Genomic DNA, 24057 nt, shown 5'->3' on the forward strand with positions numbered 1-24057 from the left:
CGTCAGGCCACCGGCTCGAGAACGGATGCCCCGACACGCGCTTCGGCGGATGTCGGGGCATCCGCCATCTCTCGCTCGTCGGTCGTGCACGAGAAGCGGGCACGGTAGGCCGTCGGCGTCGTGCCCAGCACGCGCGCGAAGTTCTGGCGCAGCACCGCGGCCGATCCGAAGCCGCTCTCGTACGCGATGCGGTCGAGTCCGAGATCCGTGGATTCGAGCAGCCGCTGGGCGTGGATGATCCGCTGCCGCGAAAGCCATGCCGCGGGCGTGGCACCGAAGTCCGCCTTGAAGCGGCGCGCGAACGTGCGCGGGGACATGTGGGCCTTGGACGCGAGCTGCTCGACCGTGAGGTCGAGGCGCAGATTGTCGAGCATCCAGTCCGTGACCGGCGCGAGCGACAGCGATGTGGTGGCGGGCAGCGGCTTGTCGATGAACTGGGCCTGGCCGCCGTCGCGCTGCGGGGGCACGACCATACGGCGCGCGATCTTGTTGGTCAGCTCGGCGCCGAGCTCCTGCCGCAGCAGGTGCAGGCAGGCGTCGAGTCCCGCAGCGGTGCCGGCGCTCGTGATGATGCGGCCGTCCTGCACGTAGAGCACGTCCGGGTCGACGTCGACCTTCGGGTACATCTCGGCCATCTTCTGCGCGTACATCCAGTGCGTCGTCGCCTTGCGGCCGTCCAGCACGCCGGCGGCCGCGACGACGAACGAGCCGCTGCAGACGCTCAGCACCCACGCATCCCGGGCGACGGCGTCACGGATGACGTCGAGCACCCGCTCATCGGTGCGCGCCCAGTACTGGTGCGGAACCGGCGACACGACCACGAGGTCGGCCTCGTACGCGAACGCGAGGTCGTTCTCGACGTTGATCGAGAAGCCCATCTTCGACGACACCGCTCCGGGTTCGGGCGTGACGATGCGGAAGTCGAAGTTCGGGATGCCGTCGTCCGAGCGATCCAACCCGAACGCCTCGCAAGCGACACCGAACTCGAACGGCGCGAAACCATCTTGGACGATGCAGGCGACGGTCTTCATGGGCGGTTCTCCCGACGTGGCAGTTTTCATACGATGTGTGTCCATCCTGCCACTCGTGGCAGTCATGACGCAAGCGTAGCGTTTCTGCCATGTTCATCGCCATCGCCTTCGCCGTACTCTCCGCCTTCGCGCTCGCGTCGTCGGTCGTCGCGCTTCGCACCGACGGCCACCGCCGCATCCCGACCGACCGTACGCGCCTCCCCTGACACCGCTCCGCGACCCTAGACTCGCGGCGGACGACTCCCTCGAACTCGCCCACGCCCGACGCTTCGCTTCCGGCTGCACCGCCCCCCGGTGCGGCGTACAACGTCCCTTCGCGGCAGCTCGAGCCGACCGAGCGCCCGGCCCGCAGCCCGCTCGGCATCATCGCCTTGGTCGTCGGCATCATCGTGCTGCTCACCTCGACCATGTCGCTCGTCGTCCAGGCGTCCATGCTCCGCACCGGCGACTACGCGGCGATCGGCGCGATCCTCGGCGTCTTCGCCCTCGTGCAGGGGGTGCTCGCCCTGGCGGCGATCGTGTGCGGCAGCATCGGGCTCGCGATGCGCGGACGTGCCAAGGGCACCGCGGGCGTGGGGCTCGGCATCGGCGTCACTGCCCTGTGGGCCGTGCTGGGCAGCGTCTTCTACGGCAGCCTCGTGCAGATGCTCGCGTGATCACGCGCTGACGCGCTCGTATACCTCGATCATCGCCGCGGTCCGCGAGGACTGGCGGAACCGCTCGCGGATCGTGGGGTCGGGAACGGCCGGTGCGCCCGCGGCGATGTCGGATGCCGCGGCGCGCAGCGCGTCCGCGAGCGCGTGCACCGAGGCATCCGCGATCCCGTTCGGGAACGCCTCGCCGACCGGCCAGTACCCGTCGCCGAGCTCGGCTGCAAGGTCGGGGTCGCTCACGACCGACGGCGTACCGAGCGCCGCGGCCTCGAAGATCGTCATGCCCTGCGTCTCGAAGCCGATCGAGGTCTGCACCACGGCGTCCGCGCGCGCGATCTTGCGAAGAGTCTCGGCGTACGGCACCCGTCCCGCGAAGACCACCGTCGCCCTCGGACGGAGCTTCTCGATGAGCCGGCGTGCGGCGCGCAGCTGACCCCCACCCCCGATCAGCTCGACCTCGGCGTCGACACCCGAGGCGGCGACCGCCTCGAGGAACGGCAGCAGACGCTTCTCGGGGCTCATCCGCCCGAGCCACACGAACCGCGGCCGCCCCTCCCTTGCGAAAACACCAGCCCGCGACGCCGACACGCCGGGGACGGATGCCGCGGGCCGGCGTGTCGCGTCACCGACTGGTGTTTTCGCATCGGGACGGGCCGGGGCGGGGCGGCGGCCGTCGGAGCGGCCGGCATCGGGGTGGGCCGGCTCGGGGTGGGCCGGGTCGGGGTGGGCCGGGTCGGGGTGGCCGGCATCGGGATGGGCCGGGTCGGCGAGGATCCCGTCGAGCAGGTCGTCGTCGATGCCGTTCCAGATCACATCGACCGCCGGTGCGGACTGCGGGACGACACCGTGCTGCTCGAGGCGGCGTGCGAAGTGCGCCGACGGCGCGGTCACGGCATCCGCCCGCTCCGCGAAGCGGCGCAGGTACGACCAGCCGTCCCGGCCCGGCGTCGATTCGGACGCGACGCCCAGCACGCGACGCTGCCACGCGTTCAGCACGCGCAGCACCAGCTTCGGGAAGGGAGCCGTCGCCTCGATGCCCACGTCGAGGCGGTTGTGCATCGTGTGGACGATCGGGGTGCGGTGACGCCGCGCGAAGCGATACCCGATGAGCGCGCCCCAGAAGTCGGCCTGGACGTGCACGACGTCGACCGGCGGGCGGCCTTGCAGCGCGGCATCCACCCATCGGTCCGTGCGTCGGCCCGGCCACGACATCGAGTACTCGCGATCGAGGGTCACCGGGATCGACGGGACGTCGAGATACGCCGAGTCGGCGGGGGCCGACCGGCCGCGTGGTACGTGCATCGCCGGCGCGACGATCGTGACCGTGTGACCGGCCTTCTCGAGGAAGCGCCGCTGCAGCCTCATCGAGACCTGCGCCCCGCCGAGCGTCTCGGCGTGCTGGTCACCGAACATCACGACGTGCACGGGCGCCTACTCGGGGAGGGGTTCGTCGCGGTACAGCGCTTCGAAGGTGTCGAGCGTGCGACGCATGTCGTGCACCTTGACGCCCTCGAGCGAAGCCCGCTGCATGCGCAGCCGCTCCTCGGGCGCCTGCGTGAGGACGGCGGTGATCTTCTCGGCGAGATCCTCGACGTCGCCGGGACGGAACAGATAGCCGTTCTCGCCGTCGTGCACGAGGTGCGGCAGCGCGACGGCGTCGGCGGCGACGATCGGCAGTCCCGACGCCATCGCCTCCATCGTTGCGATGGACTGCAGCTCTGCGATCGACGCGATCACGAACGCGCTGGCGCGGGAGAGGAAGCCGCGCAGCTCTTCGTCCGTGGTGTGACCGTGGAATGTGACGCGTCCGTCGAGCCCGAGCTGACCCGCGAGCTCTTCGAGGTTGCGGCGCTGGTCACCGTTGCCGACGATGTCGAAGGTCACATCCAGCGCGGGATCCAGTGTCGCGAGCGCGCGCAGGATCACGTCGATCTGCTTCTCGGTCGTGAGCCGGCCCACGAAGACGAGGCGGTGCGCGTCGCGGGGCGTGAGGTCGGGCGTGTAGTTCGCCGCCTCGATGCCGCAGCTGATCGGGATCACGCCCTCGATCGCGATCGTCCGCTCGAGGAAGTCCGCGGCGCGGCGCGTCGGCGTGGTCACGGCGCGTGTGAGGTCGAAGGTGCGCTTCGCGTCGTCCCACGCGAGCTTGATCGCGATCTTGTCGAGGAACGGCGGCAGCGTCGTGAAGTCGACGATGTTCTCGGCCATCACGTGGTTGGTCGCGACCACCGGGATGCCGCGCTTGTGCGCCTCGCGGGCGAGACCGCGGCCGATGACGATGTGCGACTGGATGTGCACGACGTCGGGCTTGACCTCGTCGAGCACGCGGCGGGCGTAGTGCTTCGACATCCACGGCAGCACGAAGGTGAGCCAGTCGTGCGGGGGCCAGCGCCACGACGGCAGCCGGTGGATCGTCATCCGGCTGCCCTCGATCACCTCGGTGAAGGTGCCGTGGTTGCGGTGCCCGGCGCTGGGCGCCATGACCTGCACGTCATGGCCGCGGACGACCAGGCCGGCGGCGAGGCGCTCGGCGAACCGCGCGGCCCCGTTGACGTGCGGAAGGAAGGTGTCGGCGCCGATCAGGATCTTCAGCGGGCGCGCCGACGGACTCGTCGGCCGGGCCTCGGCGGGTAGGTCGGCGGGCGTCGCAGGATCGGTCACGGGATGGGGGCCTGTCTCTGACGGCGGGGGCGCGGCGGTGGGGTCGGTGACGCGCGGATCCACTGTACCCGAGGGGGATGCGAAGCCCCGGGAACGCGCAGGCTCGCCCCGTACGCTGGTGGCATGCCCCGTCTTCAGGCCGATGCCGACCCGAATCTGTGGGTCCCGGTGACAGAGTCCCTCGGCTTCCGCGGCCGCCGGCACCGCAAGGCGGCGATCCGGATGCTGCTGACCCAGGCGAGCGGCGCGCTCGGCGGCGAAGCCCGCCCGGGCAGCGGCGTCGCCGCGTGGGCGATGAGCCAGGCGGCGCCGTTCCTGATGCGCAAGGCCGCGGGACGCGTGCTGGTGTGGGTGTGGAAGGCCGACGCCGAGCTGGTCGTGGCGATGGCGCAGCTGCAGCAGGCGACGATCGAGCTGCGGACGGCCCGCGCCATGATGCCGATGGAGTACGACGACACGCAGTCCTTCCGCAACCCCTTCCTGGGCGTCGGCGAGAAGCTCGAGATGCCGCTGCCGCCGGATCCGCGCCAGCCTCCGTTCGCGACCTACACGTGGGACATCGGGACGCATTTCGTCACGCTCACCGCGGTCTGCTCCGATCGGGAGCGCTTCGGCACCGTGATCGGCTCGGTCGACGACCTGGCACGCACGCTGCGCGTCAACGACGACCTGACCCTGGGCGAGTCCCCCGAGGTGCTGCGGATCGAACCCGGTCACTGATCCGGCGACGGCGGCACGAATGCCGCTAGCCTCGGGATCGACATCCAGGAGGCGCCGTGCAACGACCACTCGCCGGGCTCACACGGAAGAACGTCGGCCGCGAGCTGCTCGCGGGCGTGACCCTGGTCGCGATCGCGATCCCGCTCAACATCGGCTACGCCCAGATCGCAGGCCTGCCGCCGACCGCGGGCCTCTACGCCCTGGTCGTCCCGACCATCGTCTATGCGCTGGTCGTCTCGTCACGGCAGCTGGTGGCGTCGCCGGATGCCGCGGCCGCCGCCCTCGTCGCCTCCTCGATCGGCGGCCTGGCAGCCGCGGGGTCTGCCGACTACGCGACCATGGCCCTCGCGCAGGCGATCATCTGCGGCGTCATGTTCATCCTGATGTCGGTGTTCAAGCTCGGCTTCCTCGCGAACTTCCTCTCCAAGCCGATCCTGATCGGCTTCGTCGGAGGCCTCGCCCTCGACATCCTGGTGTCGCAGATCGCAAAAATGCTGGGGATCAGGATCGACTCCGGCGGCGAGTTCGTCGAGAAGACGATCGGCCTCGTGACCGGGCTCGGCACCCTGAACGTCTGGTCGCTGCTCATCTCGGTGGGGTCGATCGCCATCCTGCTGATCGGTCGCCGCCTGCTGGCCGTGGTGCCGTGGGCGCTCGTCGTGATGATCGTCGCCACGATCCTGGTGGTGGTGACGGATGCCGACGGCGCCGGTGTGGCGGTGCTCGGGGAGGTGCCCGCCGGGCCGCCTCAGCTCACGTGGCCGATGCTGTCATGGACCCAATGGCTCGCACTCGTCCCGTCGGCGCTCGCCCTGACGATGGTGACCGTCGCCGAGGGACTCCTCGTGATCCGCTCGTACGCCGAGAAGCGCCACTACCCGACCAGCCCCAACCGCGACCTTCTCGCGTTCGGGGTGGGCAACATCGCCGCCGGCGCGAGCGGCAGCTTCGCGATGGGCTCGTCGACGTCGCGCACCGCCGCGATGGATCAGGCAGGGTCCCGCACGCAGCTCCCGTCCTTCGTCCTGGCCGGAGGCACGCTGCTGCTGCTCCTGTTCGGCACAGCGCTCCTGGCCGAGATCCCCTCGCCCGCCATCGGCGCGATCGTCGGGGTGGCCGTGCTGCCGCTGCTGGGCATCCGTGAGTTCCGCGAGCTGTGGCGTCTGGACCGCTTCGAGTTCTGGATCGGCGTGGTCTGCTTCCTCGCGACGCTCTTCATCGGCGCGATTCCCGGCATCCTCGTGGCGTTCGTGCTGGCCCTGGTGAACATGGCCAAGCGCGCCGCCAACCCCGCGATCGACGTCCTTGCCGCCGACGGCGAGCCGAGCGGCTCGCTGCTCGCCGACGCACCCGCCGGCTCGGTGACGGCGCCGGGCGTCGTCGTCGTCCGGATGGCGGCGCCCCTCTTCTTCGCGAACGGCGATGTGTTCGGGACCGCGGTCAAATCCGCCGTGACCAGCGCTCGCGACAGTCAAGATGTGCACCACGTCGTGATCGACCTCGAGGCCGTGACAGACGCCGACGTCACCGGGGCGGAGGCGTTCGCGGCGCTGCGGGACTGGCTCGATACCAGCCAGGTGTCGCTCGGCTTCAGCCGCCTGCGCGCCGATGCGCGGCCTCGCCTGGAAAGACTCGGGATCATCCGCGACGGCGACGCCGTCTATCCGACCAACCGCGCGGCCGTCGCCGCGCTCACCGAGAAGTAGGAGGCATCCGCCATGGGTTCTGTCATCGGAGACATTCTTCCCCTCGCGCTCGGTGTGGCGATCAGCCCGGTGCCGATCATCGCCGCGATCCTGATGCTCCTCTCGCCGAGAGCGCGCGCGACCGGCACGGGGTTCCTCCTCGGGTGGGTGATCGGCATCGTCGTGGCGGTCACGGTCTTCACGCTGCTGTCGTCGGTGCTGCCGATGGGCGACGAGGACGCCTCCCAGCCCATCAAGGGGGTCGTGCAGCTCGCGCTCGGCGTGCTCCTGCTCCTGCTCGCGCTGCGCCAGTGGCGCGGGCGACCGAAGCCGGGCCAGGAGCCGGCCCTGCCCAAGTGGATGCAGGCGATCGACACCATCACATTCCCGAAGGCGCTCGGCCTGGGCTTCCTGCTCTCGGCCGTGAACCCAAAGAACCTGCTGCTGGCGGCGAGCGCCGGCGTCACCGTCGGCGCGGCGGCACTCGACGGCGGGTCGACCGCGCTCGTGATCGCCGTGTTCACGCTGATCGGGGCATCCACGGTCCTCGTCCCCGTCGTCGGCTACCTGGTGGCCGCCGACAAGCTGCGAGGGCCGCTCGACGCGCTGCGCGGCTGGCTGGCCAAGGAGAACGCGGTCATCATGGCGGTGCTGCTGCTGGTCATCGGCGTCGCGGTGATCGGCAAGGGCATCGGCAGCTTCTGACGCCACCGGCTCCGCGCCCGGTTACGGTGGATGGCGTGATCTCTCCCGCAGTCCGAGCCGACCACGATCAGGTGCTTCTCGAGGGCGGCGTGTTCCGGATGGGGTCCGAGGACTTCTATCCCGACGAGCGGCCGGTCCACGAGCGCGAAGTCGCACCGTTCTGGATCGACCGCTACGAGGTCACCAACGAGCAGTACGCCGCGTTCGTCGACGACACCGGCTATGTCACCGTCGCCGAGCGGGCCCTCGATCCGGCCGACTTCCAGGGCGCCGATCCCGCCGATCTGGTGCCGGGGGCCATGGTCTTCACGCCGACACCCGGCCCCGTCGACCTGCGCGAGTGGCGCAACTGGTGGCGGTGGCAGCCGGGCGCCCACTGGCGCCGGCCGTTCGGACCGGAGTCGTCGATCGACGGCAGGCTGCGGCATCCGGTCGTGCACATCGCGTTCGAAGACGCGACCGCGTACGCGCAGTGGGCGGGGCTGCGCCTTCCCACCGAGGCCGAGCACGAGTACGCCGCGCGCGGCGGGCTCGACGGCGCGCGGTTCGCGTGGGGCGACGAGGCCTACCCCGGCGGCGTCGCACAGGCGAACTCGTGGCTCGGGCGCTTCCCCTACGACAACCAGGGCGTGGGGGATGCCGCACCCGTAGGCTCCTACCTTGCCAACGGCTTCGGCCTGTACGACATGACCGGCAACGTGTGGGAGTGGACGAGCGACTACTACACACCGCGCCACCTGCGCCTGTCGGACACCCCGGTCGATGCCGGCAAGCGCACCAACCTGCTGGCCGCCGCGAGCGCCCAGGAAGGGTTCCCGGCGATTCCCCGCCGCGTCCTCAAGGGCGGCTCGCACCTGTGCTCGCCCGACTACTGCCTGCGCTTCCGCCCCGCTGCGCGCTCGCCGCAGGCCGAGGACACCGGCATGTCGCACATCGGTTTCCGCTGCGCGCGCGACGCCTGACTCTCCCCCCTCCCCCGAGCGAGGGCGCCTTCTCGGTGCACCGGACGGGAATCGCGCCGCACCTCTAGCCAGCGCACCGGCGGAACTGTTTGGATCAGGAGGTACGCCGCAACCTCGCCGCTCGACAGGAGCCCCTCATGGCAGACAAGCCCAACATCCTCATCATCTGGGGCGACGACATCGGGATCTCGAACCTCAGCGCCTACTCCGACGGGCTCATGGGATATCGCACGCCCAACATCGACCGCGTGGCGAACGAGGGCGTGAAGTTCACCGACTACTACGGCGAGCAGAGCTGCACGGCCGGCCGCGCCGCCTTCATCACCGGGCAGAACCCGTACCGGACCGGCCTGACGAAGGTCGGGATGCCGGGAGCCGACGTCGGGCTGCGGCACGAGGACCCCACCATCGCCACCGCACTGAAGGCGCAGGGCTACGCGACCGGCCAGTTCGGCAAGAACCACCTCGGCGACCGTGACGAGTTCCTGCCGACGGCGCACGGATTCGACGAGTTCTTCGGCAACCTCTACCACCTCAACGCCGAGGAGGAGCCGGAGCACCCGGACTACCCCACCGACGAGGAGTTCCCGGGATTCAACGAGCGCTTCCGCCCGCGCGGCGTCATCCACTCGTGGGCGAACGAGGACGGCACGCAGCGGATCGAAGACACCGGGCCGCTCACGAAGAAGCGCATGGAGACGTGCGACGAGGAGTTCCGGGATGCCGCGGCGGACTTCATCCGCCGGCAGGCCGAGGACGACACCCCGTTCTTCGTGTGGTTCAACTCGACGCACATGCATTTCCGCACCCACACCAAGGAGGAGAGCAAGGGCCGGGCCGGACGCTGGCAGTCCGAGTACCACGACACGATGCTCGACCACGACGACGTCGTCGGCAGCCTGCTCGACCTGCTCGACGAGCTGGGGCTCGCCGAAGACACCATCGTCATGTACTCGACCGACAACGGTCCGCACATGAACAGCTGGCCCGACGCCGGCATGACGCCGTTCCGCAACGAGAAGAACTCCAACTGGGAGGGCGCCTACCGGGTGCCGTGCATGGTGCGCTGGCCCGGGCACATCCCCGCGGGCACGACGCTGAACGGCATCGTCAGCCACAACGACTGGTTCGTCACGCTGCTCGCCGCAGCCGGCGACACCGACGTCGCCGAGCGGCTCGCGAGCGGTACCGAACTCGCCGGCTCGGAGTACAAGGTCCACCTCGACGGGCACAACCAGCTCGACTACATCACCGGCAAGGCCGAGATGAGCCCGCGCCGGCACTTCTTCTACGTCTCGGACGACGGCGATCTCACCGCGCTGCGCTTCGACAACTGGAAGATCGTGTTCCTCGAGCAGCGGGCGCCCGGCACCCTCAACGTATGGCTCGAGCCGTACACGGAGCTGCGTGCGCCGAAGCTGTTCAACCTGCGCACCGACCCGTTCGAGCGGGCCGACATCACCTCGAACACGTACTTCGACTGGATGCTGGATCGCGTCTTCCTGTTCGTCCCGGCGCAGGCGTACGTGGCACGGATGCTGCAGACGCTGGTGGAGTTCCCGCCCCGTCAGGAGCCCGCGGCGTTCAACCTCGACCGTGTCATGGAGAAGCTGAAGGCGACCGCGGGCAACTCATAGGGCACACTGTCCACGTGGATCCTGCTTTCGGAGCGAACCTGGGGTGGACGCTCGGCGCCCTCGTCGTCCTCGCGATCAACGTCGTCGCGCTGATCGTGATCCCGCGGGGGCGCAAGCCCACCGCGGCGATGTCGTGGCTGCTGCTGATCTTCCTGCTGCCCGTCGTCGGCATCGTGCTGTTCCTGCTGATCGGCAACGTCAAGCTTCCGAAGAAGCGGCGCGCCGAGCAGACCCGCGTCGACGGGATCATCCGCGCCGCCGTCGACCGGGCGGGTCTGGACGCCCCCACCGACGACGAGCCGCGCTGGTTCCGGCGGGTCGTGCAGCAGAACCAGGCGCTCACGGCGCTCCCGGCGACCACCGGCAACGAGGCGACCCTGTACGGCGACTACCAGGCGTCGATCGACGCGATGGCGGCGGCGATCGATGAGGCGCAGCATCACGTGCACGTGGAGTTCTACATCGTCGGGTTCGACGACACCACGCGCGGCTTCTTCGCGGCGATGGAGCGTGCCGTCGCCCGCGGTGTCACGGTGCGGGTGCTGCTGGACTACATCGCCTCGCGCAAGGTGACCGTGAGCGACGCGACAGTGGCCGAGCTCGACCGCATCGGCGTGACGTGGGCGTACATGCTCCCCGTGCAGCCGTTGAAGGGCAAGTACCAGCGCCCCGATCTGCGCAACCACCGCAAGATCGTCGTGGTCGACGGCCGCGTCGGCTTCCTCGGCTCGCAGAACCTCATCGACCGCACGTACGACGCGCCCAAGAACATCAAGCGCGGCCTCAAATGGCAGGAGCTCGTGACGCGCGTCACCGGCCCCACCGTCGCCGCGATCGACGCCGTCTTCCAGTCCGACTGGCTGATCGAGACCGGCGAGGAGCTGACCGCCGAGCGCGTGCCCGTCGGTCAGCTCGATCGGTCGGCCTCGCCGGACGCCCTGCTGTGTCAGGTGGTGCCGAGCGGCCCTGGTTACGAGACCGAGAACAACCTGCGGCTGTTCCTGTCGCTGATCCACGGGGCCACCGAGAAGGTCATCCTGACGAGCCCGTACTTCGTGCCCGACGAGGCGATGGTGTACGCCATCACGACCGCGTGCCAGCGGGGCCTGGAAGTCCAGCTGTTCGTGTCGGAGATCGGCGATCAGGGCCTGGTCTACCACGCGCAGCGTTCGTACTACACGGCGCTGCTCGAAGCGGGTGTGCGGATCTTCCTGTACCCGCCGCCCTTCATCCTGCATTCCAAGCACTTCTCGATCGACGACGACATCGCGGTGATCGGCTCGAGCAACATGGACATCCGGTCCTTCAGCCTCAACAGCGAGGTCTCGCTCCTCGTGCGCGGCGCGTCGTTCGTAGCGGCGATGCGCGAAGTCGAGCAGGGCTACCGCGACGCGGGGCGTGAGCTCACGCTCGAGGAGTGGCGCCGGGAGCCCGCGAAGGCGACCTTCCTCGACGGCGTCGCCCGGCTCACGTCCGCGCTGAACTGACGCGGACGGTCCCCCGGCCCGCTGAGAGCGGGCCGCTGCGGCATCCGTCGTCAGATCTTCTGATCCTGCCTCGGGATCACGACCTCGCGGATGATCAGGAGGATCGACGCCATCACGGGCAGCGCGAGGAGCACCCCGAGGATGCCCATGAGCGTGCCGCCCACGAGTGCGCCGATCAGCACGAGGGCCGGCGGGATCGAGATCGCGCGGTTCATGACGCGCGGGCTGACGACGTACGACTCGAGCTGGATGTAGATCAGGTACGCGACGCCGAAGATCAGCGCCTGCACGGGGCTCGTGAAGAACGCGACGGCGGTGGAGAGCACCCAGAAGATCACCGATCCGAACAGCGGGATGAGGGTGATCACGAACGCGATCACGGCCATCAGCGCGGGGAACGGCAGTCCGATCAGCAGGTGCAGGACGAAGACCACGCCCGCGTTGATCGACGACAGGATCACCGACCCGATGAGCGAGCTGCCGACGGACGCCGTGATGCGCTCGGTGAGGTCCTCCACTCGCGGGCGGCTGCGCGCCGGCGACAGCGCGTACATCGCGCGCTTGGTCGCCGCGAGCGATGCCAGGAAGTACAGCGTCAACGCCACGACGATGAAGCCCGCCGAGATGCCGCCGACGATCCCGGCGCCGACGGCGAGCACCCCCCCGCCGAGGAGCGCGATCGTCGACGGCGACGCGATCCAGTCCGAGAGCTGCGCAAGACCGGCCAGCGCCGCTGCCTGCGCCTCGGGCGTCAGTCGCGCGAACCATTCCGAGTCGGGGAGAGCGGCGATCGCCTCGGGGAGGGCCTCGACGAGTTCGATGATCTGCGCGATGACGGGAGGGAGCACGAAGACGAGAAAGGCCGCCATCAACAGCGCAAACCCGCAGAAGACGATCGCGATCCCGGCACCGCGATGCACCCCGCGGCGTTCGAGCAGCCGCACGATGGGGTCGAGGGCGACGGCGAGGAAGATCGCCAGGACGATGTAGACGAGGATCGTCGAGATCGCACCGAGTGCGGAGCCCAGCAGCAGCGCGCCCAGCACGCCGAGCGTGACGAGGAAGCCGGTCGCGAGCGGCCGGTCGAGCCCGGCGAGGACGCCGGCGAACCGGCGCGGGGGCGAGACGTCGTCGTCGGGGGTCATGCCCTCATGATCGCGGCATCCGCCGCCTTCACACCGCACCACGCGGAGGATCGGCGGCGGAGAAGTTCACCTTCCTTTCACGCGGATCAGGGGATGCCGAGCGGAAGGCCGACCGCTAGGTTCATAGCAGCGGCGGGCATTCGGCCCGTCCTGACGATTGGCACCTCGCACATGGGCTTCTGGGATCTCTTGCTCTGGATCTTCTCGATCTTCGTCTTCGTCGCTTATCTGATGGTCGTGTTCTCGATCATCGGCGACATCTTCCGCGACCATTCGCTGAACGGCTGGCTGAAGGCGCTGTGGATCCTCTTCCTGATCTTCGTGCCGTTCCTGACGGCGCTCGTCTACCTCATCGCCCGCGGTGCGGGGATGCAGAAGCGCTCCATCGCGCAGGCCGAAGCACTGCGCTCCGCGCAGGACGCCTACATCCGGCAGGCCGCCGGCGGCGGCGGCGGGACCAGCGCCGCCGACGACATCACCAAGGCCAAGTCGCTGCTCGACGCGGGCGCGATCTCACCGGCCGAGTTCGACGCGTTGAAGGCCAAGGCGCTGGCGGCCTAGCCCGCGCAGGATCAGGAGGAGACATGACGACATTCGACTACGGCCCCATCGAGTTCTACGCGGTCGCGTTCGACGGCGACCGGCCTGGACCGGCGGTGCTCAAGGCGGTCGACGACCTCGTCGCCGCCGGCACGGTGAACGTGCTCGACCTGGTGTTCGCACGGCGTTCGCCCGAGGGCGAGCTCGAGATCCTGGAGCTGTCGGACACGATCGATGACGGCGACGTCCCTCCGCTCGACATGGCGGGTCTGGCCGGCGAGGACGACATCGCCGAGCTCGCCGCAGGGCTCGAACCGGGCACGTCGGCCGCGATCATCGTCGTCGAGCTGCTGTGGGCGAAGGCCTTCGCGTCGGCGCTCTACGACGCGGGCGGCGCTGTCATCGCTCGCGAAGGCGTGCCCGCACCGATCGTGAACGCGTTCCTCGCCGAGCACGCCGACTGAGCCGAGAAGGATCAAGGAGGAAGACATGCCACTGAGAAGATTCGGACGCCCCGGACTCATCGGGATGGCCGCCCGCACCGCGGTCGTGGCCGGTACCGCCACGGCCGTCTCGGGCGGAATCCAGCGCCGCCAGCAGGACAAGGCCTACCAGGCGCAGGAGGCACAGGCCTACGAGGCTCAGCAGCAGCAGGCCGCGATGCAGGAGGCGGCCGCGCAGGCAGTGGCTGCTCAGCAGGCCGCCGCACCGGCGCCTGCTCCGGCGGCCCCTGCCGCGGGCGACGACATGATGGCCAAGCTCACGCAGCTCGCGCAGCTGCACGCGCAGGGCATCCTGTCGGACGACGAGTTCGCCGCCGCCAAGGCGAAGCTGCTGGCCTGACCGGCCGCTCACGCTCGACGAGGCCGCGCCCTACGGGGTGCGGCCTTCGTCGTCTCGGCGCTCGCCACCCGCCGACAAGGCGTCGATCTTCGCCATGAGCTCACGCACCTGCGCCCGGGTGGCGGGTTCCTGATCGTCGTTGCCGCGCCCGGCACGCTCCAGCACCCACGACGCGAGGGTCGCGGTGATCACACCCGCCAGCGCGACACCGCCGAACATGAGCCCGACACCGACCCAGCGCCCGGCATCCGTCACCGGTGTGTAATCGCCGAAACCGGTCGTGGTCACGGTCACGCAGGCCCACCACAGGGCGATCCCGAACGTCGTGATCGTGGCGCCGGGCGCATGACGCTCCACCTCGAGTACGGCGAGCGACGAGATGTAGATGAGGATCGCGGCAGCACCCGCCCCGTACACGAGGATCTGCGTGCGAAGAACACGTCCCGCACTGGGCCGCAGTCCCGGTACGCGGGTGAGCACACGCAGGAGCCTCACGAGCCGCAGCACCGGCACCAGGGCGAATGCCAGTGCGGACAGGTGGGATCGGAACCACTGCCACTTCTGCCGCGCGAGCATCAGCCGTACGAGGTAGTCGACGATGAACATCGCCCACGTCACGAAGATCACGACCGTGGCGACCATGCGCACCGGACCCGTCAGATCCGCGATGACGCGCCACGAGTAGGCCACGAGATACAGCAGCGACGCGACCATGAGCGCCGTCCGGGTGTGCTGGTGCCAGGTCGACTCGTCCACAGGCGCATCATCCCGCATGCCACGCGGCGCGTCGCGAACGGCGCGCGGGGTGAATCGGCCGCTAGGGTTGCGCCATGACCGGCACCTCCGCCGCCTCTCCGCCCGAGGCGCCGCTCACCGTGGGCCGGCTGGCGCTGCTGTCGATCCCTGCTCTGCTGATCGGCGTGCTGTCCGCGCTGTCGCTGTGGGCCCTCGAGGCACTCGCGGGACTTCTCGAAGACACGCTCTGGACCAACACTCCCGGCGCCCTCGGCATCCAGCCCGACAACCCCTGGTGGATCTTCACCGTCCTGACCTTCACCGGCGTGGCCGTAGGGCTCGTGGTGTGGCTGGCACCTGGGCACGGCGGTCCCGACTCGGCCACCACCGAGCTCGAGCCGCATCCGCTCAAGCTCTCGGTGCTCCCCGGCCTGGCCATCGTGCTCATGCTGGGGCTGGCCGGCGGCGTGAGCCTAGGTCCAGAGAACCCCATCATCGCGATCAACGTGTCGCTCGCCGTGGCGTTCGTCGCGCGAATCGCCAAGGCGGTGCCGCCCGCGCTCGTGGGTGCGCTCGCGATCGCGGCCACGATCGGCGCGCTGTTCGGCACGCCCGTCGCGGCAGCCCTGGTCTTCACCGGCGTGGTCAGCCAGTTCCGGGCGAAAGGCTCGCTGTGGGACAAGCTGTTCCTCCCCCTCGTGGCCGCCGGCGCCGGCTCGATCACGACCCATTTCGTGGGCGGCGGACTCCAGACGATGCAGCTCGGCGCCCCCTACGGCTCGCCGCAGCCGCTCGACCTGCTCCTCGGAGCGGTCGTCGCCTGCCTCGCGGCGGCGTTCGCGCTCGTCGGGGTGTACCTCTTCCCGCTCGTGCATCGCGCGTTCCGCGCGCTGCGGCATCCGATGCTCTACATCGTGGCCGGCGGGATCGTCCTGGGGCTCCTCGGCATGCTCGGCGGACCCATCACCCTCTTCAAGGGCCTCGAGCAGAGCGCTGAGCTGCTCTCCCACCCGGACGACTACTCGCCCGGTGAGCTGACCGTGATCCTGCTCGTGAAGCTCGCGGCGCTCGTCGTCGCGGCATCGGCCGGTTTCCGCGGCGGCCGCATCTTCCCGGCCGTCTTCATCGGCGTCGCCGCCGGGATGCTGGGCGGCGCGCTGCTCCCGGCGCTGCCCTTCGGCCTCGCCGTGGCGTGCGGGGTGCTCGGGGTCGTCCTGGCGGTCGCGCGCGACGGCTGGATCGCGCTCTTCGTCGCCGTCGCGGTCGTCGGCGACGTCACGGTGCTGCCGATCCTGTGCCTCATCGTGCTTCCGGGCTGGCTCACCGTCACGTGGGCGCGCGAGATGCTGATCACCCCCGACGACCTGGCGCGCGAGCGGGGATTCGATCCGGCAGGATCAGTCCGCTGAGCCGGGCCGGGCGTCCTGCTCGAGCGCGGCACCGTTGCGGATGAACAGCACGATCCACGTGAAGACCAGGATGCCGGCCACGAGCTCGACGGCCGTGAGTGTGTAGTAGCCGACCGCGAACAGGACAGCGAGCACCAGCGTGACCGCGAGGAACAGCCACCCGAGGACGACGAAGGGTCGCGGCATCCCGGTGATCCACGTCGGAAGCCCGATCACCAGCACGCCGAACGCGACCACCATGCCCGAGGCCACGCCGGTGTGGACCGCGAAGAACTGGTCGACGGGGAACACCCCCACCAGGCCGAGGAACACACCGACCACGATGAGGCTGACCCGCACGCGACCGATGCCCTTGGGGTTGCCCGTCGGGATGCCGCGCGTGGCGTAGCGCGCCAGCGTCGTCACGAGGAATCCGGCGACGATGATCGTGATGTTGAACGCGAAGGCAGACACGTTCGACGACATGCCGAGCGCGCTGAGGTTGTCTTTCCACCAGTCCGGATCGCTGGCCGTGAGCATGCTCGCCATCACCCCGAACACGAGGAAGACCGCGAGCACCACCGCCAGCAGCTGCAGGTCCATGTGGGTCGCCGAGAAGAACGAGACGTAGCCGCTCATCGCGGCGGCCGCGCCGGAGAGGATCAGCACGGGCAGCGCGAACACTTCGGCGCCGATGAATGCGTGCTCGAGGATGACCGCCAGCAGCGTCCAGCCGAGCAGAGCGATGACCCCGTGCGCGAACGAGAGGGCGGCCAGGTCGAGGTAGCCCAGGATTCGTGCGCGGGGGGCTTCGCCGCGCACCCGCAGCAGGATCCTGCCGGCGATGACCGACAGCATCGCGGCGATGCCCGAGGCGATCGCGGCGAACTGCCCGACCGATCCCGGTCCGGCGATCGGCGCCGCCTGGAAGCCGAACGCGACCAGCGCGACGAGCGCCACGAGCACGAACGAGGTCGCGCCGACGGCGAGCGCGAGCGACTCGAGCGATCGCTGGCTCGACGTGTCGAACACTCCGGGATTGACCGGTTCGCGGCGCTCGGCCGCCGAGTCGAGGGAGGTCTGCGTCATGGCCGTCTCCGTGACGGGGCGAGGGGTGGGGCTGCGGATGCCGCGGCTGCGGCGTTCGCAGTCGTCGCGGAGTGATCGCCCGAGAGCCAGCGCAGCCACAGTGCGCCAGGATCGCCCTCGAGGACGAGCGCCCGCACGACCAGGGTCAGCGGAATCGAGAGGATCGCGCCGAGCGGTCCGATGATGAAGGTCCAGAACACGACGGAGAAGAAGCTCAGCGTGAGGCTCAGATCGACCGCGTCGCTGACGAACTTGGGCTGCACGAGCACTTGCAGCACGACGTTGACGACGCTGTAGATCGCGATGACGGCCAGCAGCATGGGCCAGCCGCCCACCACGAAGGCGAGCACGGCCGGCGGGATGAGCCCCAGCACGAAGCCGATGTTGGGCACGAAGTTGGTGACGAACGCGAGGATCGCCCACACCAGCGGCGCGGGCACGCCCAGTGCCCACAGCGCGAGGCCGTCGATGACGGCCACGATCGCGCCGAAGCTCGCGTTGACGACGTAGTAGCGACGGATGCCTGAGTTCAGGTGGCCGATCCGCGCCAGGACGGGCCGCTGCTCGGCGCCGAAGAGGCGATCGGCGCTGCGGTAGCGCGCAGCGTCCGCCGCCATGAAGATCACGTAGGCGAAGACGAAGAACAGGGCCGTCGCCACGGCGAGGATGGTGCCGCCGAGGCTCGACGCCAGATCGACCAGGGTCCTCGGATCGAGCACCGCCGCTGCGGCATCCGTCGCCTCCTGAGCCAGGCCCGCCGACGCGAGCCAGGCCAGCAGCTCGTCCACGTTGGCGCGCAGCTCGTCCACGTAGTCGACCACCAGGCGCGCGAACTGGGTGCCGGCGAGCCACAGCAGAGCAGCCATGCCGATGAGCACGAGGTAGGCGACGACGATGACGGCGGTCGTGCCGCTCCACCGCGGCCAGCCGCGCCGTTCGAGCGGCCGGCGCACCGGCTCGCAGATCACCACGAGGACGATCGCCAAGGCGAGCGGTCCGAAGATGTCGCGTGCGAGGAACACGCCCGCCAGCACGACCACCGACGCGGCGAGCCCCAGCAGCACGCGCAGGCTCGGCGAGAGCAGAGGCGGCGGTGCGGCGGGCGCGGCGCGGGTCACGAAGCCAGGCTAGGGCCAGGGTCGGTCGTCGGCACCCGGACGCGCGGAGGCGACCCGGCTCAGCCTGCCGCCGGGAAGACCTGCGACCAGTCGTCGCGCACGCTGACCACCGCGAAGCCGTGCGCCGTCGCCACGTCGAGCGCCTTCTCGGCACCCTTGTCGTAGGGCGCGTCGCCGCGGCCGGTGTCGTCGTCGTGATGGATCAGCAGGCTCAGGCTGCGGGGGTTGCCCTGCGCGAACCGCAGCATGGGGATGTCGCCGTTCGAGTTGCCGGCCGCGAGGATCGGCCGGCGACCGGTGCGCATCCAGATGCGCACCGGCTTCTCGGGCCCGTCGTCGAAGAACGACAGGGCCTTGCCGTAGCGCACCACGTTGGCCTCGGCGTCGTACTCCAGCGACAGCCCCGTGCCGATCACGCGCTGCACCGGGATGCCGTAATAGTCCATCGTCATCGGGCGCATGAAGTCGCGCTCGCCCCCCGACACGATGTACGTGCGGAAGTCGTGCGAGTCGAGCAGCCGGATCAGCTCGACCATCGGCTGGTACACGGTGTGCGCGTACGAGCTGCCGAGCGTGAGGTGCCGCGCCTCGCGATAGAACGCGGCGACGGATGCCTCGTACTCCTCGACGCTCACGCCCGTGCTCGACTCGGCGACCGCCGCGATGAGCAGGCCCAGGTCGGCGTCGTCGCCGGCGTAGTGCTTGTCGACCGCCGCGCCGAGCCACGCGTAATCTCCGCTGACGGCGGCGCGGTAGGGCTGGCGCTCGGCGAGCGAGGGATCCGCGGTCGCGGCGAGCTTCCACTGCTCCAGCAGGTAGTGCAGCTGCGTGGGCATCGGCTTCTCCGTCCAGAGCGTGCCGTCGTTGTCGAACACCGCGACCCGGCCCTCGTGGGGCACGAAGTCCGGCGACCCTTCGTCGGTGACCGCGGCGACGAACTCGAGGAGCGCGGCACGGGTCGGTGTCTCTCGCCACGAAGGCAGGATGTCTGTCACGGATGCCGTCCCTTCTGCCCGCTTCCGGATGCGTCGGCGAGCGCTTCCTCGACCGTAGCGTGGACCCGGCCCTGCTTCTCGAGGCCGGCGTACCAGATCGTCTTGCGGGCGACGCGGCTGGCGGCCTCGGGCAGCCGAGCGAGGTGCAGCGCGATGCCGAGCTCCTCGAGCTCGCTGTCGAGGTCCTCGAGGATGTCGAGGACAGTGATGCTGAGCACCGTGAGGCGCTCGGCATCGAGGATCAGCGCCGTCACGGCGGGGTGCTGCGACGCGGTCAGTGAGAGGATCGCGCGCTCGTTGGGCTGCGCGTTCGCGGTGTACATCCCGCGCCCGAGGTGGATGGCGATGACTCCCGGCTCGCGGCCGACGATCGACAGCTCCGGGGTGTTCACCTCTTTCAGCACGAGGACCAGTGTCACGACGATGCCGACCGCGAGCGCAGGCAGCAGCCCCGCGCTGAGGCCGAGCACGGCGACGCTCGTCGCGACCCAGAAGTCCATGCGGCTGATGTGGAACCACCGCACGAGCTCCGGGATGTTGATCAGGCCGGCCACCGCGACGAAGACCATCGCCGCGAGCGTGGCCTCGGGCAGCATGCTGAGGACCGGTCCCAGGAACAGCGCCACCAGGACGGCCAGGCCGACGGTGACGAGCGTCGACACCTGCGTCTTCGCGCCGGCACCCTGATTCATCGCACTCTGCGAGAAGCCGCCCGCCGCCGGCATGGCGGCGAAGAACGCCCCGGCGACGTTGGCCGCACCGACGGCGAGGAGTTCCTGGTCGCTGTCGATCTGCGGTTCGCCCTTGCGTCGAATGCTCCGCGCGACCGCGGCCGATTCGAGGAACGACATGACCGCGATCGCCAGCGCGCCGGGGACGAGGGAGACGGCGTGAGAGAAGTCGGGGATGCCGGGCAGGGGCAGGCCCGACGGCACCGCATCGATCAGCGCGATGCCGGCAGAGGCCGTGACCCCGAAGGATGTCAGCAGGATGCCTCCGGTCACCACGATCAGCGCGCCCGGGACCCTCGGCGCAAAGCGCTTCAGCGCGAGCAGCACGAGGATCGAGGCCACCGACAGTGCGACGGTCGGCCAGTTGACGCTCTCCCACGCGCCGCCGACGGCGATCAGGGCGTGGATGAAGCCCTGGCCCGAGACATCCGTGGACTCGCCGAGCAGCTTCGGCACCTGCCCGACGGCCACCGTCGCGCCGACCCCGATCTTCAGTCCGAGCGCCGTCGCGCCGCTGATGTTCTCGACGAGAGATCCGAGCCGGAAGAGCCTGGCGAGCGCGAGGCACGCGCCCACCAGGAGGGTGAGCATCATCAGCGAGCCGAGGGGGTCCTCGGACCCGGCTGCGACACCCGCCGACACCAGCGTCGTCGCCGTCAGCGTCGCGATGGTCGAGGTCGTCGACACGCTCATCGCCCGGCTCCCGCCAAGGAGCGCGTAGACCAGCATCGGCACGATGCACGTGTACAGACCGACCTGCACCGGCAGGTTCGCGATGGTCGCATACGCCATCGCCTGCGGCACGACGACCGCTCCCGCCGACAGTCCGGCCAGCAGATCGGGGCCGATCCACGCGCGGCGATAGCCGGTCAGCGTGGGAAGCAGCCGGCGAGGCCGTGGCGCGGTCGTCGTCACAGCCCGAACCTACCGGCCGCCGCGAGCCGCGGCATCCCGCCGCTCGCGGTGATTTCGCGAGCCGTTCCCTTTTGCCGCCGCCGCGCACTCGCTAGCGTCGAGGTGGCGCCGCTCCCTCGCGCGGCGATCCAGGCGATAGGAGTGACGATGGCCAAGGAGTTCACCGGGACGATCAACCTCGACGTGCGGGACTCGGTCCCGGACTGGTCGCCGTACGAGCTGCCGCGCGCACCCGAGGGTGCACCGAACGTGCTCGTGGTGCTCTACGACGACACCGGCATGGCGTCGTGGTCGCCCTACGGCGGCCGCATCAACATGCCGACGCTGGACCGGCTCGCCGAGAACGGCCTGACCTACACGCAGTGGCACACGACGTCGATCTGTTCGGCCACACGCTCGACATTCCTCACCGGGCGCAACCACCACGCCAACGGCATGGGGGTGATCATGGAGGCCACGAACGGCTTTCCCGGATACTCCGGACGTCTGCCGAAGGAATGCGCCACGCTGGGCCAGGTGCTGCAGGACAACGGCTACTCGACGTTCTGGGTCGGCAAGAATCACAACGTCCCCGAGGAAGACCTCTCATCCGGCGGCAGCAAGTCGCAGTGGCCGCTCGCGATCGGCTTCGACCGCTTCTACGGCTACCTCGGCGGGGAGACCAACCAGTGGTACCCCGATCTGGTGGAAGACAACCGGTTCATCGAGCAGCCGTATACACCGGAGGAGGGCTACCACCTGTCGAAGGACCTCGCCGATCAGGCCATCCGGATGATCCGTGACCAGAAGGCGTCGAACCCGTCGAAGCCGTGGTTCACCTGGTACTGCCCCGGCGCGAACCATGCCCCGCACCAGGCACCGCAGGAGTACATCGACAAGTACAAGGGCATGTTCGACGACGGCTACGACGCCTATCGCACGTGGGTGCTGGAGCGCATGGTCGACCGCGGCATCCTTCCCGCCGACACCGAGCTCACCGAGTTCAACCCGCTCCCCGACGACGCGGCGAATCCCGCCGACGACGTCAAGCCGTGGGATTCGCTGTCCGACGATGAGAAGCGACTGTTCAGCCGCATGGCCGAAGTGTTCGCCGCCTACAGCGAGTACACCGACGTCGAGATCGGACGGGTCATCGACTACCTCGAAGAGTCCGGCCAGCTCGACAACACGCTCATCTTCTACTGCGCCGACAACGGAGCGTCGGGCGAAGGCAGCCCGGACGGTTCGGTCAACGAGAACAAGTTCTTCAACGGGTTCCCCGACGACCTTGCCGAGAACCTGTCGATGATCGACAAGCTGGGCGGACCGGAGGCGTACAACCATTACCCGACCGGGTGGGCTGCGGCGTTCTCGACGCCGTTCAAGATGTTCAAGCGCTACGCGCAGTTCTCGGGCGGCACGTGCGACCCGATGATCGTCCACTGGCCCGCCGGGATCAAGGCCAAGGGCGAGATCCGTCACCAGTACCACCACTCGGTCGACGTGGTCTCGACCATTCTCGATGTCATCGGGATCGATTTCCCCGACGAGTACCGCGGGGTGAAGCAGCGGCCACTGCCGGGAGTGTCGATGAAGTACTCCTTCGACGCGGCTCCGGATGCCCCCACCGAGAAGCACGTGCAGTACTACTCGATGCTCGGCACGCGTGGCATCTGGAAGGACGGCTGGAAGGCGTCGACCATCCACGCGCCGTTCACCCCCGGCCGCTTCGAGGATGACCGCTGGGAGCTGTATCACGTCGATGAGGATCGCTCCGAGTCGAAGGACCTCGCGGCGGAATGCCCCGAGAAGCTGGCCGAGCTCATCGAGCTGTTCGACAAGGAGGCCAAGGAGAACCACGTCTACCCGCTGGACGGCCGCCCTGCACTGGAGCTGGCGACCACGCCCCGGCCGGTGCCCGAGCCGCCGCGCACCCGCTACATCTACTACCCGGGGGCCACGGCGGTTCCCGAGGGCGTCGCCGTCAGCGTGCGCGGCCGCTCGTTCAAGATCATCGCGGACGTGGTCGTCGAGGAGGGAACGCAGGGCGTGATCTTCGCGCATGGTTCGCGCTTCGGCGGTCACACGCTGTTCATCAAGGACAACAAGCTCAGTTACGTGTACAACTTCCTCGGCATCCCGCCGGAGCAGACGTTCACGTCCGGCCCGTTGACCGCGGGACCACACGCGCTCGGGATGGAGTTCATCCGCGAGAGCGCCGGTGAGCATGGCGAGTCGATCGGGACGGCGAAGCTCTACGTCGACGACCAGGTCGTCGCCGAGGGGCCGATGCGCGCGCAGGTGGGCAAGTTCACGCTGTGCGGCGACGGCCTGTGCGTCGGCTTCGACAGCGCGGATGCCGTGAGCAGCCAGTACGCCAACCCGTTCCCCTTCACGAACGGGAAGCTGCTCGGCGTGGGTATCGACGTCAGCGAGGAGCAATACCTCGATCTCGAGCTCGAGGCTCAGGCGGCATTCGCCCGCGAGTAGTCCGGGCGGACGAGACAGCAGGTTCCGAGGGGGCCGGATGCCGCGGCATCCGGCCCCCTTCCTGTCAGGCGCGGGGAGGGTGGGCGGCGAGCCACTCCTTCGCGGTGCGCTTGGGCACCTTGAGAAGCCACGCGTCCGTGATGACCTCCCGGAGCAGGTCCGGCTCGATCGTCTCGAGCCGGACCAGCACGGCCGGGTAGCCGTCGAAGTGCGGGATCGTGAAGAAGACGTCGGGGTAGGTCTCGAGCAGGGCTTCCTTGACCTGCGGCCCGTCGACCCTGACGCCGACGACGACCCCTGCCGGCCACGACCGCCCGAGCGCGGCGAGCTGCTCGTCGTCGCGATGCGTGGCTCCGCGTTCCCACACGAACATGCCCGCGGGAGTGCGCCACGAGGCGCCGCCGCGGTGTCCCTCCACGCGCTCCTCGGCACCCGGGAGCGCCACCGCGATGGCGCGGACATCGTCGAGAGTGGCCACGCCACCATCATCGTTCCCGGGTCGCCGTGACGAAAGAGCGACCGTGGAGCTTGGAAAGCCGCTGTGGTGT

At 69.5% G+C, this 24057-nt stretch carries 22 protein-coding genes; 12 read left to right on the forward strand and 10 right to left on the reverse strand.

Annotated elements, in window-relative coordinates; genetic code table 11:
* Positions 1-2: 2 nt before the first annotated feature.
* Positions 3-1031 carry a GlxA family transcriptional regulator gene (locus tag HF576_RS12360; RefSeq protein ID WP_168913136.1) on the reverse strand — a complete coding sequence of 343 codons (1029 nt, stop codon included), beginning with the start codon at positions 1029-1031 and terminating at the stop codon, positions 3-5.
* A 371-nt stretch (positions 1032-1402) separates the two neighbouring features.
* Here HF576_RS12360 and HF576_RS12365 point away from each other — a divergent pair, with 371 nt between their 5' ends.
* The gene (locus HF576_RS12365; RefSeq protein WP_168913137.1) at positions 1403-1687 is read left to right on the forward strand and encodes a hypothetical protein; all 285 of its coding nucleotides are present in this window, start codon (positions 1403-1405) and stop codon (positions 1685-1687) included.
* On the opposite strand, the gene HF576_RS12370 is transcribed toward HF576_RS12365, so the two are convergent.
* Together HF576_RS12370 and HF576_RS12375 are read right to left on the reverse strand one after the other, a co-directional pair.
* Positions 1688-3109, reverse strand: a complete 1422-nt coding sequence (locus HF576_RS12370; protein ID WP_168913138.1) for a glycosyltransferase — start codon at positions 3107-3109, stop codon at positions 1688-1690.
* 6 nt (positions 3110-3115) lie between these two features.
* A complete protein-coding gene (locus HF576_RS12375) occupies positions 3116-4345 on the reverse strand; it encodes a glycosyltransferase (protein ID WP_168913139.1) in 1230 nt (409 codons plus the stop codon).
* Between the two features lie 123 nt (positions 4346-4468).
* Here HF576_RS12375 and HF576_RS12380 point away from each other — a divergent pair, with 123 nt between their 5' ends.
* From HF576_RS12380 to cls, 6 genes are all read left to right on the forward strand, one after another.
* Entirely contained in the window at positions 4469-5065 is a 597-nt protein-coding gene (locus HF576_RS12380) for a hypothetical protein (RefSeq protein ID WP_168913140.1), read from the forward strand.
* Positions 5066-5121: 56 nt separating this feature from the next.
* Positions 5122-6771, forward strand: a complete 1650-nt coding sequence (locus tag HF576_RS12385) for a SulP family inorganic anion transporter (protein ID WP_168913141.1) — start codon at positions 5122-5124, stop codon at positions 6769-6771.
* A 12-nt stretch (positions 6772-6783) separates the two neighbouring features.
* Positions 6784-7455 carry a GAP family protein gene (locus HF576_RS12390; RefSeq protein ID WP_168913142.1) on the forward strand — a complete coding sequence of 224 codons (672 nt, stop codon included), beginning with the start codon at positions 6784-6786 and terminating at the stop codon, positions 7453-7455.
* 35 nt (positions 7456-7490) lie between these two features.
* Complete coding sequence (locus HF576_RS12395) at positions 7491-8417, forward strand: formylglycine-generating enzyme family protein (RefSeq protein ID WP_343234263.1); 927 nt, start codon at positions 7491-7493, stop codon at positions 8415-8417.
* A 137-nt stretch (positions 8418-8554) separates the two neighbouring features.
* On the forward strand, positions 8555-10054 hold the full coding sequence (locus HF576_RS12400) for an arylsulfatase (protein WP_168913144.1): 1500 nt from the start codon (positions 8555-8557) through the stop codon (positions 10052-10054).
* 14 nt (positions 10055-10068) lie between these two features.
* Positions 10069-11541, forward strand: a complete 1473-nt coding sequence (gene cls, locus HF576_RS12405; protein ID WP_168913145.1) for a cardiolipin synthase — start codon at positions 10069-10071, stop codon at positions 11539-11541.
* Positions 11542-11591: 50 nt separating this feature from the next.
* Here cls and HF576_RS12410 read toward each other — a convergent pair whose 3' ends face one another.
* On the reverse strand, positions 11592-12686 hold the full coding sequence (locus HF576_RS12410) for an AI-2E family transporter (protein WP_168913146.1): 1095 nt from the start codon (positions 12684-12686) through the stop codon (positions 11592-11594).
* 171 nt (positions 12687-12857) lie between these two features.
* On the opposite strand from HF576_RS12410, the gene HF576_RS12415 reads away from it, so the two are divergent.
* The 3 genes from HF576_RS12415 to HF576_RS12425 are packed head-to-tail and all read left to right on the forward strand — an operon-like array spanning position 12858 to position 14069.
* The gene (locus HF576_RS12415) at positions 12858-13247 is read left to right on the forward strand and encodes a PLDc N-terminal domain-containing protein (protein ID WP_168913147.1); all 390 of its coding nucleotides are present in this window, start codon (positions 12858-12860) and stop codon (positions 13245-13247) included.
* A 23-nt stretch (positions 13248-13270) separates the two neighbouring features.
* Positions 13271-13690, forward strand: a complete 420-nt coding sequence (locus HF576_RS12420; protein ID WP_168913148.1) for a DUF6325 family protein — start codon at positions 13271-13273, stop codon at positions 13688-13690.
* A gap of 25 nt (positions 13691-13715) precedes the next feature.
* Positions 13716-14069, forward strand: coding sequence for an SHOCT domain-containing protein (locus tag HF576_RS12425; protein WP_168913149.1), 354 nt, complete (start codon positions 13716-13718; stop codon positions 14067-14069).
* A gap of 30 nt (positions 14070-14099) precedes the next feature.
* Here the strand turns inward: HF576_RS12425 and HF576_RS12430 are convergent, their stop codons facing one another.
* Positions 14100-14825 (reverse strand): ion channel, encoded by a 726-nt coding sequence (locus tag HF576_RS12430; RefSeq protein ID WP_168913150.1) that lies wholly within the window; start codon positions 14823-14825, stop codon positions 14100-14102.
* Between the two features lie 74 nt (positions 14826-14899).
* Here HF576_RS12430 and HF576_RS12435 point away from each other — a divergent pair, with 74 nt between their 5' ends.
* Positions 14900-16213 (forward strand): ion channel protein, encoded by a 1314-nt coding sequence (locus tag HF576_RS12435; protein ID WP_168913151.1) that lies wholly within the window; start codon positions 14900-14902, stop codon positions 16211-16213.
* Here the strand turns inward: HF576_RS12435 and HF576_RS12440 are convergent.
* The 4 genes from HF576_RS12440 to HF576_RS12455 are packed head-to-tail and all read right to left on the reverse strand — an operon-like array spanning position 16202 to position 21040.
* Positions 16202-17281, reverse strand: a complete 1080-nt coding sequence (locus HF576_RS12440) for a DUF998 domain-containing protein (protein WP_168913152.1) — start codon at positions 17279-17281, stop codon at positions 16202-16204. The genes HF576_RS12435 and HF576_RS12440 overlap by 12 nt on opposite strands.
* Complete coding sequence (locus HF576_RS12445; RefSeq protein ID WP_168913153.1) at positions 17278-18399, reverse strand: AI-2E family transporter; 1122 nt, start codon at positions 18397-18399, stop codon at positions 17278-17280. The genes HF576_RS12440 and HF576_RS12445 overlap by 4 nt, the downstream gene beginning before the upstream one ends.
* A 59-nt stretch (positions 18400-18458) precedes the next feature.
* Positions 18459-19394 carry a haloacid dehalogenase-like hydrolase gene (locus tag HF576_RS12450; protein ID WP_168913154.1) on the reverse strand — a complete coding sequence of 312 codons (936 nt, stop codon included), beginning with the start codon at positions 19392-19394 and terminating at the stop codon, positions 18459-18461.
* Positions 19391-21040, reverse strand: a complete 1650-nt coding sequence (locus HF576_RS12455; protein WP_168913155.1) for a SulP family inorganic anion transporter — start codon at positions 21038-21040, stop codon at positions 19391-19393. Before HF576_RS12455 ends, HF576_RS12450 begins: the two co-directional genes overlap by 4 nt.
* Positions 21041-21187: 147 nt before the next feature.
* Between HF576_RS12455 and HF576_RS12460 the strand changes: the two genes are divergently transcribed.
* Positions 21188-23509 (forward strand): arylsulfatase, encoded by a 2322-nt coding sequence (locus tag HF576_RS12460; RefSeq protein WP_168913156.1) that lies wholly within the window; start codon positions 21188-21190, stop codon positions 23507-23509.
* 64 nt (positions 23510-23573) lie between these two features.
* On the opposite strand, the gene HF576_RS12465 is transcribed toward HF576_RS12460, so the two are convergent.
* Complete coding sequence (locus HF576_RS12465; RefSeq protein WP_168913157.1) at positions 23574-23987, reverse strand: MmcQ/YjbR family DNA-binding protein; 414 nt, start codon at positions 23985-23987, stop codon at positions 23574-23576.
* Between the last annotated feature and the right edge of the window lie 70 nt (positions 23988-24057).

It is taken from the genome of Microbacterium salsuginis (assembly GCF_012524205.1).
Taxonomy (GTDB): domain Bacteria; phylum Actinomycetota; class Actinomycetes; order Actinomycetales; family Microbacteriaceae; genus Microbacterium; species Microbacterium salsuginis.

What these genes read in the sequence shown, in the direction of transcription:
- HF576_RS12360 (WP_168913136.1), bottom strand. Translation starts at nt 1,031, where the DNA reads ATGAAGACCGTCGCCTGCATCGTCCAAGATGGTTTCGCGCCGTTCGAG.
- HF576_RS12380 (WP_168913140.1), top strand. Translation starts at nt 4,469, where the DNA reads ATGCCCCGTCTTCAGGCCGATGCCGACCCGAATCTGTGGGTCCCGGTG.
- HF576_RS12390 (WP_168913142.1), top strand. Translation starts at nt 6,784, where the DNA reads ATGGGTTCTGTCATCGGAGACATTCTTCCCCTCGCGCTCGGTGTGGCG.
- HF576_RS12400 (WP_168913144.1), top strand. Translation starts at nt 8,555, where the DNA reads ATGGCAGACAAGCCCAACATCCTCATCATCTGGGGCGACGACATCGGG.
- HF576_RS12410 (WP_168913146.1), bottom strand. Translation starts at nt 12,686, where the DNA reads ATGACCCCCGACGACGACGTCTCGCCCCCGCGCCGGTTCGCCGGCGTC.
- HF576_RS12415 (WP_168913147.1), top strand. Translation starts at nt 12,858, where the DNA reads ATGGGCTTCTGGGATCTCTTGCTCTGGATCTTCTCGATCTTCGTCTTC.
- HF576_RS12420 (WP_168913148.1), top strand. Translation starts at nt 13,271, where the DNA reads ATGACGACATTCGACTACGGCCCCATCGAGTTCTACGCGGTCGCGTTC.
- HF576_RS12425 (WP_168913149.1), top strand. Translation starts at nt 13,716, where the DNA reads ATGCCACTGAGAAGATTCGGACGCCCCGGACTCATCGGGATGGCCGCC.
- HF576_RS12435 (WP_168913151.1), top strand. Translation starts at nt 14,900, where the DNA reads ATGACCGGCACCTCCGCCGCCTCTCCGCCCGAGGCGCCGCTCACCGTG.
- HF576_RS12440 (WP_168913152.1), bottom strand. Translation starts at nt 17,281, where the DNA reads ATGACGCAGACCTCCCTCGACTCGGCGGCCGAGCGCCGCGAACCGGTC.
- HF576_RS12460 (WP_168913156.1), top strand. Translation starts at nt 21,188, where the DNA reads ATGGCCAAGGAGTTCACCGGGACGATCAACCTCGACGTGCGGGACTCG.